11 protein-coding genes are annotated in these 13,856 nt (G+C 61.5%); 1 reads left to right on the top strand and 10 read right to left on the bottom strand.

Annotated features, from left to right (window positions below; translation table 11 throughout):
• Positions 1 to 4 precede the first annotated feature (4 nt).
• From PQQ86_RS26165 to PQQ86_RS26145, 5 genes are read right to left on the bottom strand one after another with little or no spacing between them, the layout of a single operon-like run.
• Entirely contained in the window at positions 5 to 208 is a 204-nt protein-coding gene (locus PQQ86_RS26165; protein WP_408273469.1) for a hypothetical protein, read from the bottom strand.
• Positions 209 to 249: 41 nt separating this feature from the next.
• Positions 250 to 1,344, bottom strand: coding sequence for a WD40 repeat domain-containing protein (locus PQQ86_RS26160; protein WP_408273467.1), 1,095 nt, complete (start codon positions 1,342 to 1,344; stop codon positions 250 to 252).
• Positions 1,341 to 2,375, bottom strand: a complete 1,035-nt coding sequence (locus PQQ86_RS26155; protein WP_408273465.1) for a CobW family GTP-binding protein — start codon at positions 2,373 to 2,375, stop codon at positions 1,341 to 1,343. Before PQQ86_RS26155 ends, PQQ86_RS26160 begins: the two co-directional genes overlap by 4 nt.
• The gene (locus PQQ86_RS26150; protein WP_408273462.1) at positions 2,372 to 2,686 is read right to left on the bottom strand and encodes a hypothetical protein; all 315 of its coding nucleotides are present in this window, start codon (positions 2,684 to 2,686) and stop codon (positions 2,372 to 2,374) included. Before PQQ86_RS26150 ends, PQQ86_RS26155 begins: the two co-directional genes overlap by 4 nt.
• A 25-nt stretch (positions 2,687 to 2,711) precedes the next feature.
• Positions 2,712 to 3,755 (bottom strand): NAD(P)-dependent alcohol dehydrogenase, encoded by a 1,044-nt coding sequence (locus PQQ86_RS26145; protein ID WP_408273459.1) that lies wholly within the window; start codon positions 3,753 to 3,755, stop codon positions 2,712 to 2,714.
• A gap of 674 nt (positions 3,756 to 4,429) precedes the next feature.
• Here PQQ86_RS26145 and PQQ86_RS26140 point away from each other — a divergent pair.
• Positions 4,430 to 5,989, top strand: a complete 1,560-nt coding sequence (locus PQQ86_RS26140) for a methyltransferase regulatory domain-containing protein (RefSeq protein ID WP_408273456.1) — start codon at positions 4,430 to 4,432, stop codon at positions 5,987 to 5,989.
• 143 nt (positions 5,990 to 6,132) lie between these two features.
• Here PQQ86_RS26140 and PQQ86_RS26135 read toward each other — a convergent pair whose 3' ends face one another.
• The 5 genes from PQQ86_RS26135 to PQQ86_RS26115 form a co-directional block, all read right to left on the bottom strand.
• On the bottom strand, positions 6,133 to 7,344 hold the full coding sequence (locus PQQ86_RS26135; RefSeq protein WP_408273453.1) for a hypothetical protein: 1,212 nt from the start codon (positions 7,342 to 7,344) through the stop codon (positions 6,133 to 6,135).
• A 234-nt stretch (positions 7,345 to 7,578) separates the two neighbouring features.
• The gene (locus PQQ86_RS26130) at positions 7,579 to 7,728 is read right to left on the bottom strand and encodes a hypothetical protein (RefSeq protein ID WP_408273451.1); all 150 of its coding nucleotides are present in this window, start codon (positions 7,726 to 7,728) and stop codon (positions 7,579 to 7,581) included.
• Between the two features lie 277 nt (positions 7,729 to 8,005).
• Positions 8,006 to 11,119, bottom strand: coding sequence for an efflux RND transporter permease subunit (locus PQQ86_RS26125; protein WP_408273448.1), 3,114 nt, complete (start codon positions 11,117 to 11,119; stop codon positions 8,006 to 8,008).
• Positions 11,116 to 12,327 carry an efflux RND transporter periplasmic adaptor subunit gene (locus PQQ86_RS26120; RefSeq protein ID WP_408273445.1) on the bottom strand — a complete coding sequence of 404 codons (1,212 nt, stop codon included), beginning with the start codon at positions 12,325 to 12,327 and terminating at the stop codon, positions 11,116 to 11,118. The genes PQQ86_RS26125 and PQQ86_RS26120 overlap by 4 nt, the downstream gene beginning before the upstream one ends.
• Positions 12,324 to 13,814 (bottom strand): efflux transporter outer membrane subunit, encoded by a 1,491-nt coding sequence (locus PQQ86_RS26115; protein WP_408273443.1) that lies wholly within the window; start codon positions 13,812 to 13,814, stop codon positions 12,324 to 12,326. The genes PQQ86_RS26120 and PQQ86_RS26115 overlap by 4 nt, the downstream gene beginning before the upstream one ends.
• Positions 13,815 to 13,856: the final 42 nt, after the last annotated feature.

Genomic DNA, 13,856 nt, shown 5'->3' with positions numbered 1-13,856 from the left:
GCTACTACAGGCCGATCCCCCCATGACTCTCGCCCCTGTAGATCACACTGGGGGCGTTGTCGCCAGGCGGCTTGCCCTCGGCGACAAAGCGCGCGGCGAGGATCATGGCGCCCATGGCGAAATCTTTGCCATAAGCCGCAATCATCGCGTCTGCGAGCGAGCCCAACCGCTCGAAGAACTGGTCCTTGGACGGGTGTTGGTCGTTCATCGTTGTCTCCTTCCTCGCATGTGATGAATCTCGTTGCACTCTCATCGCGGACTTCTGAAGCGGAACAGCAGGTCCGGCAAGAACACCAGCGCAAGCTCGCCAGCCTCTGTACCCAACGCTAACCGTGCGCCATCAGGGGACCATGCAATGGTGCTGACCGGACTGCTACCGGAATGTTTGATGACCAAAACATCGCCGCTGCCTGGCTGGCAAAGCAGCACCGCGCCGCTGTGGTAACCCACCGCAATCAACGGATGAGTGGGATGGCAGGCCACCTGGCTGACCGGTGTCTTGCTGGCCACGCCGCATTCGTGCGGCTGGTCATCGCCGCCGGGCGGATCGAACCGCCAGCAGACGGGGCGCAGACCACCGCTCGTCGCAAGAAACCGACCGTCCGCAGAAAAAGATAGCGATCGAGGTTGGCCGGGGTACCCCCCCATTTCGATGTCGCCACCGTCGGAAAGCCGCCAGCCGTGCAGCGCGTTTTCTTCCATGCCACTCACCAGATAGCGGCCGTCAGGGCTCCACACGACGGTGCGATGATAGCCGGGCCACGCCAGATGGCGTTGTTCATGGGTGTCAGTGGACCATAGCGTGACCCCGCCTTGATGCGAGACCGCCAACTGTGTGCCGGCAGGGTCGAAAGCAAGGGCAGTCGCCGAACCGGGCAGCGTCAGACTGCCGGGCTTCGCCCCCAGCAAGTGGACCCGGCGGCCGGTTGCATAGGCGCGCCCGCCTGCCGGACTCGCGGCGACCAGGTCGATCCACTCGCCGGCCAGGTCCACGAGGACTTCGCTGGCGCCATCGACGTTCAGGTGGACGAGGCGGCCGTCGTCTCCGCCGCTGAGAAATCCTCCTGCGGGGTCGGCTGCAAGTCCAAGGCAGGTGCTCTCGTGGACGCTAAAGCGCGCCAGTGGCGTGGGCGGCGCTTGCGCCTGCACGAACTCGACACCGCCGCTCTCGCGCGGCGTGAGCCTTGGCCCGCCTTCCCATGTGCCGGTCGCGAGCGCCAGCGTGCCGTCACCCAGCGCGAAGCCGGCGTATAGCCCGGAAGCGTCCCAAACGGCCGCAACGACGGGCGCCTCCGCCACCCAACGCGCGCCGAGCAATTCGATCAGAGGCGGGGGCGCATTCATGAGTCGATCTCACAGTGTCTGATGCCCTCGCGCAAGCCGCGTCGATCGAGATTGCGCCCGATGAACACCAGTCGGCTATCGCGATGTTCGTCCACTCGCCAGGGCCGGTCGAAGTCCGTGTCCATCGTCATGTGCACGCCCTGAAAGACGAAGCGGCGCTCCGATCCGGCCAGGTCGACGATGCCTTTCGCCCGCAGCAGATCCTGGCCTTGCTCAACCACAAGTTGCTGCAGCCACGAGAGGAAGCGAGTGCGCTCGAGGGGTTTGTCGACGCGCAGCGACACGCTGTCGATGTCGTGACTGTGCCGTCCACGATGGATGGAAGCGCGAGAATCAATACGTGAATCGACGGGAACATAGCGATAGCTGCGCTCGCCACGCGGCAACGCGCCACCCTCGTCTTGCGACGAGGCGAGATGCAACCGCTTGAGATCGAACGCACCGCGATCGAGCAGCGTTGCGAGTGGCACCGCACATCTGACACTGGGCAGCAGTTCCGCGGTCGGATTGATGCGCCGGATTTCATCCTGTACCGCCGCGAGCCCAGCCATGTCGACCAGGTCAGTCTTGTTGAGCAGCACGATGTCCGCTTGCGCGAGTTGCTCCGCCGCTTCGCGACTGTCGGAGAGGCGCGCTTGCAGGTGGCAGGCATCGGCGACGCAGATCACGCTGTCGAGGCGCGTGTGCTGCCGGATGAGATCGTCGATAAAGAATGTTTGCACCACGGGCGCGGGGTCCGCCAAACCGGATGTTTCGATCAGGATTCCATCGAAACCGCTCTTGCGTCTAACGAGCCCCGACACCACGCGAATCAGGTCGCCCCGCACCTTGCAGCAGACACAGCCGTTATTCAGTTCGATGACTTCGTCTTCAGCGCCCACGACAAGATCGCCGTCGATACCGATTGCGCCGAATTCATTGACGATCACCGCATAGCGCCGCCCGTGCTGCTCACGTAGAATGCGATTGAGCAGCGTGGTCTTACCTGCGCCGAGAAAGCCGGTGAGAACAGTGACCGGAATTCGATTCATTGCCAGCCTCCCTGCTTCTCTCCTGGAAGCATCGCGTCGAGATTGACCAACTCGTCTTCGAGCCGGACGCGCTCGGATTCGATCTCCTGCAACGTGCGTTCAACGTCGCTCAGCCGTTCGCGCAATTGCGCGATGTTGCGCGTCCCATCCGGCGAGATGCCGTCGCGCTTCTCACTTGCCAGCGCGCACGCCAACTCGATCTCCGCACCCGCGCGCCGGCTCTCGCCACGCAAGTGGTGGGAGTTGACCTCGGTCAGTGCAATGACCAGTCGCATGCGCTCGAAGAGCGCCATTGCGTCTTGCTGCGCCACGATGTTCTCCCGCCGGGCCGACCGGCTACGGAATCAGCACCGCACGGCCCTTGATCTTGCCGTGGTGCAGGTCCTTGAGCGCCTGGTTCGCCTCGCTCAAGCGGTATTCCCGGGTCGCCAGATGAACCAGTCCACGGTCGGCCAGGGCCATTAATTCAACCAGCTCGGGATAGGTACCCACCAGATTGCCGACAATCGTTTTCTCACTCGTGATCATATCGATGGTCGGCAACTCGATCTTCCCGCCATAGCCGACGATGTAATAGAACCCGGCGTTGCGCGTCATGGCGAGTCCCTTGGCGATCGCGTCGCCTTCGCCGACAAAATCGATGACTGCCTCCGCGCCGTTGCCACCAGTCAACTCAAGCACGCTCTCGACTTCGTTTCCATCGCCCTTGACGGTGTGGTGCGCGCCGCACTCCTTCGCAAGCTGCAGCGCGGTCTCGGACCGGTCGACCACGATGATTTCCGCCGCGCACAGCGCGTTCAATACCTGGATGCCGATGTGACCCAAGCCGCCGGCGCCGATCACGACCGCAAACTGACCCGGAAGCAGGTGGCGCGACGCTTTTTTTGCAGCGCGATAAGCCGTGAGTCCGGCGTCCGTATAAGGTGCGACGTCCTTGGGCGCGAGCGACTTCGGCAATTGAATCAGCGAGCGTTCGCCGGTCAGCAGGTACTGGGCATAGCCGCCATTCGCATTGATCCCGGGAAACCGGCTGTCTGTCGCATGCATATCATCGCCGCGACGGCATGCAAGACAATGGCCGCTCGTCACCAGCGGATGGCAGATCACCGGATCGCCAACCTTCACGCTTTCAACGCCGCGTCCGACGGCCTCGACCCAACCGGCATTCTCGTGGCCCATGATGTAGGGCAAAGCCACGTCGACCTTGCTGCGCCATATGCCTTCAACGACGTGAAGATCGGTGCGGCAGACACCGGCGCCTCCGATACGGACGATCACGTCGGTGGGGCGTTCGATTTTCGGATCCGCGATCTCCTCGTAGCGCACGAACTCGTCGCGGGTCAATGATTCGTCGTACTGGTGCAGCACTGCGGCTTTCACGTTTCGTCTCCGTCAATCACGTTGTGTTTCGGGTTCGAGCGTGTGGTCGGCCACTGCAAGACCCGTCTGACACGCTTGCGACTTTTTCTAACGCTTTCTGCGCAAGCTCCGTGCCAATAATCCTGAAATCGCCAGGCATGGACGCGGTCTACGTGATGGACAAGGGGAGACTGACTGATACGCACAGAACATAACGCTGGTCGAGCGCGGCCCGTGCTGTCGCAAAATCGGACGTATGATTAAAAGCAGGCCGTCTGACCTGTTTCAAAATGGGACATCCCGCTTTTGCTGACGTGTGGCTGGTCATCGGCGGCACGCCGCCCACTTCGGCCACGCCGCCCGAGGTGTGTCGAATGACCAAAAACTCGAATCTCATCCCGGATCAGCCGACCAGCAGTCGAGCGGCATCGCCGTCGGCGCATGAACGTAAGGGACGCTACCTTATGAGAACCTGAAGGACTTGCTATCAGAGCGGGAAACCGCGTAGGAATGTTTGGCGTCGGACTGTGGATAGACAAAGGGGCCCGCGCTATGAGAGGCTTCGCATCACGACGACCGGCGGCGGGGAGATCCGCGCCCGGCGACATTGACCGCATCGCTCGGCCTCTACTGAAAGTGGCTTGGGAAGACGTCGTTCCAGTACGGCAATCCTTTAAGAAAACGAGAGCTAGAACGTGAGTGAATGGGAAGCCGGCAGCATTGATGGTATTGCGTACACGTACGGCTATTGCGACGAACTCGATCCGCTGCGCCTTAAACTTCCGTTGCTACAGTCGGGACTCGCGCTTCCCGCCCTGCGTACCGCCTGCGAACTGGGATTCGGCCACGGCGTCAGCGTGAATGTCCACGCAGCCGGGTCCGCTACAAGATGGTTCGGTACTGACTTCAACCCGTCTCATGCGAGCTTTGCACGGCAACTGACACAGTGCGCCCGATCGCAGGCAAGCTTGTTCGCTGAAAGCTTCGCAGAATTCTGTAGGCGAGATGATTTGCCGAATTTTGATTTCATCGGCATGCATGGCATCTGGAGCTGGATTTCCGACGAAAACCGTGTGCTCATTGCCGATTTCATACGACGCAAACTCAATGACGGCGGCGTCGTGTATATGAGCTATAACACCCAGCCAGGGTGGGCCACGATGTTGCCGGTGCGCGAATTGATGAACTGTCATTTCCAGGCGAGCGCGCGGTTGAATGCACACGGCGGCGTGTCCGCCGAAACGCAAGTCCAGACGCACATTGCAGCGGCGTTGGACTTCTTGAAGACCGTGGTTGCGACGCAACCCGGCTACGCGGCGGTCAACCCGCTGCTGGCTGAACGTGTCGACGCATTGTGCAAGCAGAACACGCACTACCTCGCACATGAATACTTCAACCGTGACTGGCAGCCCATGACTTTTTCACAGGTCACATCATCACTTGCCGCGAGCGGTCTGACTTATGGCTGCTCTGCAGACTATCGCGATCACGTTGACGAGATCAATCTCAACCCAGCTCAACGCACCTTGTTGACGGGCATTCCAGACACCGCTTTACGTGAGACCGTACGGGACTTTTGCATCAACCGGTCGATGCGGCGAGATTACTGGGTCAAAGGGCGTCGGGCGCTCGGTGAAGAGGCGCAGCAGACGGCGCTGCGTGCGCATCGCGTCATGCTGGCGCTGCCGAGGGTTTCGGTGTTGCTGAAGGTGCGCGGAGCGCTGGGAGAAGCGACGCTACCGGAAAGCTCATATGGTCCGATTCTCGACGCGCTTGCCGACCATCACCCTGCACGCCTCGCCGATATCGAAAACAGCGTCCGCGGACGTGGGATTACGCTCCCCCTCATCGTCAAGGCCGTGACATTGTTAGTGGGGGCCGGCGTGTTGCTGAATGTACAGGACGAGGCGCACATTGACCTCGCTCGTCCGTCATCGGACAGGCTGAACGCCGCCATTTGCGAGCAGGCGCTCCAGCATGGGGACGTACAATTCCTGGTCAGTCCAGTGTCCGGATCGGGTATTTTGATTCCCCGTGTGCCGCAGCTCTTCCTGTTGGCGAGGCAACGTCACTTGATGGAACCGCTACAGTGGGCCCAATTCGCCGAGGCTGCTTTGCGCACGAGTCCCGCACCAGTTCACGTCACGGAGGGCGTTGCCGTGAGCCCGCTCAACACCAGTGGCGATCTGATTGCGAAAGCGACTCGCTTTGCTGAAATACATCTGCCGATATTGCAGGCACTGGGAATCGCTTGAGGAGGCGACACGGTCGGCAAAAGGATGGCGCTACTACCTCCGTGACCGCGTCCTCTCCAGGGGACAACCGCGTGTTCGGCCAACGCAATCGCCGCGGAATTGCTTACGACGATCACGTCATCCGGCAATCAGCGCGCGGGCCGTTACTGCTGGTCGTCTGCCGGCACAAAGGCCATCCCGTGCGGACTGGCCAAATTGGTCACCAAAGGAAGGAGCGCTCCGCTACGCAAATCAAGTTGGCCGACATAAGCCGGCACCGCCGGCGTGCTACTCGTCGCGGCCACGCCCGTTGATGCGGAGAACGCCGCGTCGCGCTGCCAGACATTGGCACTAATCTTGTACACCATGTTCGCCTTCGTATCGGACACGAGCAGGTAGCCCCGTCGCGCAGTGGCGAATACCGTGTCGTCAACCTGCACGTTGCCGAGAAGCGGCAGATATTGCACTCGCGGTTCATCGCCCGACGAGCGCAACAGTACAAGCTGACCGTCTCCCTGATCATCGAGCAGCACATCACCCGACGGCGTCAGCGTCATCGAATCCGGATCGGTCAGGTTGAGGGTTGCCACCGTGCCAAACGGAATGTTGCTGGCGTCCAATGTGCCGCGCATTACCGGAGTGATGTCGATCGTGTAGGTGTTTGCATCAAGGTGCACAACGCGGACAATCGCGGGCCCCGTATTCTTGCCACTAGAATTAAGAGTGGGGTTGGACGCACTGAAATAGGCCTGGCCGTCCTTGAATACGATGTCATCGTAACCGCCGCCGTGCAGTGTCTTGCCGAATGAATACGGTTTGGATGCCTGGCCGGTCGCGGGATTTATGATGACCAGGTTTGGATTCGCATCCTCATTCTGCATCGCCCAGATCTCACGCGTGTACGGATTGACCTTCAGGCCATCGTTGTGTCCCGCGACCTGGTAAGTCTTCATGACACTGCCGTCTGACGAGTATTCAACAATCGCACTCATCGCGCCATTCGAGCCATCCGGGGCGCCGTTGTTTGCATAGCCGACCCAAACGTGACCATCAAGCACAGCCAGTGAGTCCGGTGCGCTGATCACCCCCCCGGAACCCGCCGCGAACACAGCCAGGCTAAAGCCCGGGGTGACTATCGGCTTCGCCGAGGTTTGCGCGTCGGCACTGCCGGCCGAGAAACAGAGGGCGGTGAACGCTAGCGCGGTGCGACTGAAAATGCGGCTTACTGCGTAAACGGATCGAATGCTGGGCATGTTCGTCTCCTGAAACAGGTATGCGGGGTGGGAAGGCAGGGGAACCGAAATTTGCGAGGTAGCCGGCAATGAAACGTAATAGATAGAAACATGCGCGCGTGACTGAATGGTGACGGCTCTCATTGCGATGAGAAACCTTATGCCAGCCTTAAGAAAAGGACGCCTCCATGGCAAGCGGATTTGTCCTGTCAACACGCTTCGTTGGCCTTTTCTTAACTCTCCTTAAGAGATCCTTAAGATGACGGAGATTTAAAAAAAATATACTGCTCAAGCACTCCGAATCGAGGCCGATAGACAGAACGCAGTACACACGTTTTTTCTCTATCGGGAGATTGGGATGTCCATTCAGGCAATCGGTCAAAGCACCGCGCAAGCATCAGCTTCACCCACTGCGGCGACCTCGAGTTCAGCGGCGAGCGCGCCGGCATCGAGCACGAGCGCTTCTTCGGCTACGGGGTCGAGCACCAGCACGTCCGCTTCGTCCGGGTCGTCGTATACGGTCAACATCAGCAGCGCTGCACGTGCCTTGTTGGCCGAAGCAAGCGAGACGTCGGTTCAAACCGCACAGGAAGCAGGAAAGGGCGATCAGCAGGCGCAACGCCTGCTCGCCAAGGAGGCCGCAGCCAAAGTGCATTAACGCACTCAGGACGTTCGGGTGGAAGATATCGACCGCCGCGCCGGATCGGCGGCGGTCCAACAGAATTGGAATGCGTGCCGGGATAACACGCTGGGCATGGTGAGCGCGCCAGCAGTCTAGCACCGGCAGCTACGCTGCCGACCGCGCTCAACCTACCGATTCACGCTCGAACATACCGCCTTTCGCACTCCGTTTCTCCAGCCAATGCGACAGACGGTCGAACCACAGGTGCACCACCGGCGTCGTGAAGAGCGTCAGCATTTGCGACATGATCAGTCCGCCGACAATCGCGATGCCGAGCGGAACACGCAATTCCGCGCCCGTTCCGTGACCGAGCGCGAGCGGCAACGCGCCAAACAGCGCGGCCAGCGTCGTCATCATGATCGGGCGGAAGCGCAGCACGCATGCCTGACGGATCGCTTCACGCGGCGATAAGCCTTGTTCACGCTCGGCCACGAGTGCAAAATCGATCATCATGATCGCGTTTTTCTTCACGATACCGATCAGCAGGATGATGCCGATCATCCCCATGATGGAGAGATCCTGGCCGCACAGCATCAACGCGAGCAATGCCCCCACCCCCGCCGAGGGCAACGTCGAAATGATGGTGAGCGGATGAATTGCGCTTTCGTACAGGATGCCGAGAATCAGATACACCACGACGAGCGCCGCCGCGATCAGATACGGTTCGCTGGCAAGCGAAGCCTGGAACGCCTGCGCCGTGCCCTGGAACGACCCCGTCAAACTGTCGGGTTTGCCTGCCGCGACTTCGGCCTGGTGAATCGCCGTCACGGCATTGCCGAGCGATTGCCCCGGCGCCAGATTGAACGAGATCGTCACAGCCGGGAACAACCCCTGGTGATTCACCGAAATCGGCGACACGTTGTTGTCGATCTTCGCCAGCGTGTTGAGCGGCACCAGTTCATTCGTCAACGGTGAACGCACGTAGAGGTGCGCGAGCGCGTCGGTGGTCAACTGGAAGCCCGGATCGACTTCCTCTACGACGTGGTACTGATTCAGCTGCGTAAACAGCGTGGCGATCTGCCGTTGTCCGAACGCGTCGTAGAGCGTGTCGTCGATGGCTTGCGCGGTAATGCCGAAGCGCGAGGCCGTACTGCGGTCGATCACGAGCGTCGCGCTGGTAGCGGCAGCCTGCTGGTCGGAGGTGACGTCGGCGAGTTGCGGCAGCTTCGACAGCTTGTCGGTCAGCACGCCGGCCCAATGATTCAGTTCGTTGATATCCGGGTCTTGCAGCGTGTACTGATACTGAGCGGCGCTGATGCGGCCACCTACCTGAATATCCTGGCGGACCTGCATCGACAGCGAAATGCCCATCACCTTCGCCAACTGGGGCTTCAGGCGATTGAGCACCTGCGCGGCGCTGTCCTTGCGCTGACCGAACGCCTTCAGGTTGATCATTACGCGACCCTGACTCACGGTCGGATTCGCACCCATCCAGTAGTAGACGTTATCGACAGCGGGATCGGCTTCGATGATATTGCCCAGTTGCTGCATTTTCAAAGACATCGCGCGCGGGGAAATATCCGGCGCGGCCTGCGCGACACCCATGATCAACCCGGAGTCCTCCTGCGGGAAGAAGCCCTTCGGGATCACGACGAACAGCGCGATCGTCGCGACGATCGTTGCAATCGTCACGCCAAGCATCAATTTCGGCCAATTCAACACCCAATCGAGACCACGTTCGTAACGCCGTTCCACCGCGACAAAGCCTCGTTCGAGCCAGGCTTCGAGCTTGCGCATCCGTCCTGCATCATCCGGTTCAGGCAAGCGGATCAGCCAGCCGCATAGCATCGGCGTGACGGTCAGCGAGACCAGCGCCGACATCAGGATCGCAGCGCTCACCGTCACCGCGAATTCGCGGAACAGGCGTCCGACAATGCCGCCCATCAGCAAAATCGGAATGAACACTGCGATCAGCGAGATCGTCATCGAGATAATGGTAAAACGCACTTCCATCACGCCGAGCAACGCGGCTTTCATGCGCGGCACGCCTTCTTCGACATGCCGCATCACGTTTTCGATCACGACAATCGCATCGTCCACCACAAAGCCCACTGCGATGGTCAGCCCCATCAGCGACAGATTGTCGAGGCTATAGCCGAGCAAATACATCACGCCGAACGTAGCGACGAGCGACAAAGGAATCGTCAGGCTCGGAATGATCGTCGCCCACACGTTGCGCAGAAACGAGAAGATAACCATCACGACGAGCGCGACCGTCAGCATCAGCGTGAACTGCACGTCGTGCACCGATGCATTGATGGTCTGCGTGCGATCACCCACTACATTCAGATGCGCGGCGGCGGGCAGCGTCGCTTCGAGTGCGGGCAGCTTCGCCTTGATGTTGGCAATCGTCTGCACGACGTTGTAGCCAGGCTGCTTGTGAATATCGAGGATGATCGCGCGTTCGTGCTGAAGCCATGCGGCCTGCTGATTGTCTTCGGCGGCGTTCAGAACGGTGCCGAGATCGGATAGGCGAATCGGCGCGCCGTTCTTGTACGCGACCACCAGATCGCGATACGCCGAGGCGGTCGTGATCTGGTCGGTCGCGTTGAAAATCACCGAGCGATCCGGGCCGTTCAAGCTGCCCTTCGGCGCATTCACGGTCTGCAAGCCGACGATCGAGCGCACGTCTTCCAGCGTGAGGCCGCGTGCGGTGAGCTTGTCGGGATCGAGTTGAATCCGCACGGCAGGCCGCTGCTGGCCATGGAAATCGACGAGACCTACGCCGGGCAACTGCGAGATCTGCTGCGCCAGATAGTCCTCGGCGTAGCTGTCGAGTTGCGTGAGCGTGAGCGATGGCGACGTCAGCGCGAGTGACAGCAAAGTGAAGTCGGCCGGGTTGACCTTTTCATAGGTCGGCGGATTCGGCAGATTCTTCGGCAGGGTACCGCCGGCCGCGTTGATCGCCGTTTGTACGTCCTGCGCCGCGCCGTTGATATCGCGCGACAGATCGAACTGCACGGCGATGTTGGTGGTGCCCAGCGAGCTCGACGACGTCATCTGCGTGATGCCCGCAATCAACGAGAGTTGCCGCTCGAGTGGCGTCGCTACCGACGTCGCCATGGTCTCCGCACTCGCACCTGGCAACTTCGCCACGACCTGAATGGTCGGGAAATCGACTTGTGGCAAGGGCGCGACCGGCAGCAGAAAATACGCCACTGCGCCCACCAGCAGCACCGCAATGGCAAGAAAACTGGTCGCAATGCGCCGCTTGATGAACAGTTCCATCAGGCTCATGACGGATTGTCCTGGTTAGCCTGACTGTCCGCCGAGTTTGCGTTGGCCGGTGCCTGGGCTACTGTCGGCACCGTGGTGACCGCCACACGCACGCCTGGGTTCAAGCGGCTTTGTCCATCGAATACAACGATATCCGCGGGCGCAACGCCGCTGCGAATTTCCGTCATTCCATCGACCGTCACGCCTGTTTGCACTGGGCGCATCTGCGCCGTGCCATTCGCATTGATCACATACAGCTGTGTGCCGTTCTGCGTGTTCACGACCGCACGGCTCGGCACCGCGATCCGCTGCGTATCGGTGCGCAACAGCACGAGTGCATTCACCAGCTCGCCTGGCCACAGCTTGCGGTCCTTGTTGGTGAAGGAGGCCTTGAGTTTGATCTGACCGGTGGTGGGATCGACCGTACTGTCGATGAACACGAGCGTGCCGTCGGCGAGCGCTGTGCTGCCGGAACGCGTGGTGACGTTCACCGCCAAAGGCGCGGCCGCCTGATTCGCGAGCAGGTCGGGCAGCACGTCTTGCGGCACGGAGAACAATACGGTGATCGGCTCCATCTGCGTGACGGTGACGATGCCGATGGTGTCAGTGGGATGCACGATCGCGCCGATGTCGGCCTCGCGCGCGCCCACACGGCCGGTGAAGGGCGCGAAGAGCGTAGTGAAGCTCAGTTGCAGGCGATCGCTCTGCACCAGTGCTGCATCTGCTGCGACGGTGGCGGCGAGCGCTTCGACTTGCGCCTTCGCGGTATCCACGGCCTGGGTGGTCGCCGCACCGATACCGACCAGCTTCGAGTAACGCGCGAGATCCAGCCTCGCGTTATCGAGCGATGCCTGGTCCTTGCGTTGCGCCGCTTCCGCCTGATGCAATTGCGCGGTAAGCGGGCCCTGGTCGAGTTGCGCGAGCAACTGGCCTGCCTTCACGTCCTGCCCTTCATTGAAGGCGACGCGCTGCAACTGGCCGTCCACACGTACTTTGACGTCCACGGTATTGAGCGCCAGGACCGTACCCACTGCGGCCACGCGAATCGGAAAGTCGCTTTTCACCGGATGGCCGGCGTTGACCGGCACCGCAGCCGCAGGCCTCACGGCCGGATGCCTCGGCCATAACCACGCGACAAGAATCACAGCAAGGACAACGCACGCCACTGCAAGCGGCGCGCGACGGCGTGCGCGAGGCGCCTCGTGGTTCGGAAAATCAGCAGATTTCATGAGCGGGAAGGCATAGGAGTGGAAGCAGTGCTGCTATCGGTCACGCCGAAGCCGCCGCCGAACGCGCGAAACAGGCTCACCGACGCCTGCAGGCGCGCGAGCCGTGCCTGCACCAGCGTGTCTTCTGCCTGATAAAGCGTGCGTTGGGCGTCGAGTACGGTCAGGAAGTCGACGGTGCCGAGCTTGTACTGCGCTTGCGCGAGCGTGGCGGCTTTGCGAGCGGCATCGGCGGCGTTCTGGTCGGCGGTTTCCGCGAGCTGCTGCTGTTGCGCCGCCGACAGCGAGTCCTCCACATCCTGCAGCGCGGTGACCACGGCCTGCCGGTAATCGGCGACGCCCTTCGCTTCGGCTGCCTGGCTTGCGTGCAACTGGCCATGCAGTGCGCCGCCGTCGAACAGCGGCGCCGCCAGCGAAGTGGCAAGGCTGGCAAACGGACTCGACAGGAAATGCGAGAGCGACTTGCTGCTGAGGCCGCCGTCGGCGGTCAGCACGATATTCGGCAGAAAAGCCGCGCGCGCCGCGCCGACGCTTTGATTCGCCGACTGCAACTGCGCTTCTTTCGAACGGATGTCGGGGCGCGTTTCCAGCAGGCTCGCGGGCAGATTCGGGCGCGGTTGCGGAATCACAATGTCTCCGAGCGCGGCTTCGCTCACTGCGAACTGTTCGGGCGCGGTGCCCACCAGCACGGCCAGCGCATGGAGGTTGGTGTCGAGCTGCTGTTGCAGCGCCGGCACCGCAGCCTGGAAAGTGGCGAGCGCGTTGCGCTGCTGCTGCACCTGCAACTCAGTCGCGACACCCGCCTGCTGTTGCGCGAGCAACAATTGCAGAATGTGCCCGGCATCGTCGGAGATGGAGCGCGCGATCGCCAGGCGGTGGCGCAGGCTCTGCACCTGGAAATACGTATCCGCCACCGATGCGGTCAGCGTCAACGCCACCGTATCGCGATCGAACTCGGACGCGCGCGCAAGCAGGTCCGCCGCGCTGGCGTTGGCGGCGTTGAAGCCCCAGAAATCGATCTCGTAACTCGCTTCGGCGAACAGGCTTTGGGTTTTGGTGGTCGAGCCACGCCCCTGGTGACTGCGGGCCAACGTAGCGCCGAGCGTCAGCGACGGATACTGTGGCGCGCCGGCTTTTTCGGCGTTGCCGCGCGCCTGTTCGACGCTCGCAATCGCGGACGCCAGCGTGAAGTTGTTGCGCAGACTGCGATCGACCAGCGCATCGAGCACGGGGTCGTGATATTCGCGCCACCAGCCGCTCTTTACAGGAACGGTATCGGCGAGCGAAGCATTCGACGCGCCGTCGAAACGCTGCGCGAGCGGCGCACTCGGCTGCTGATAGGCCGGCACGAGCGAGCACCCGGCAAGACCCGTGACACCCAGCGCGCAGACTGCGGCAAACACCGCGCATGCAGCAGTGCGCACCGCCAGACGAGGCGCACGAGGACTGACGACGCGCGAGAACGGCGCCGAACGGGACTGCCCTGACATGGGAGAACGCTCCGGCAACATGGGAATGTCGCCAGATTAGTC

The organism is Paraburkholderia sediminicola (assembly GCF_046026675.1).
In the GTDB taxonomy this organism is placed as follows: domain Bacteria; phylum Pseudomonadota; class Gammaproteobacteria; order Burkholderiales; family Burkholderiaceae; genus Paraburkholderia; species Paraburkholderia sediminicola_F.
This window is presented reverse-complemented; position numbering and strand designations above follow the sequence as displayed.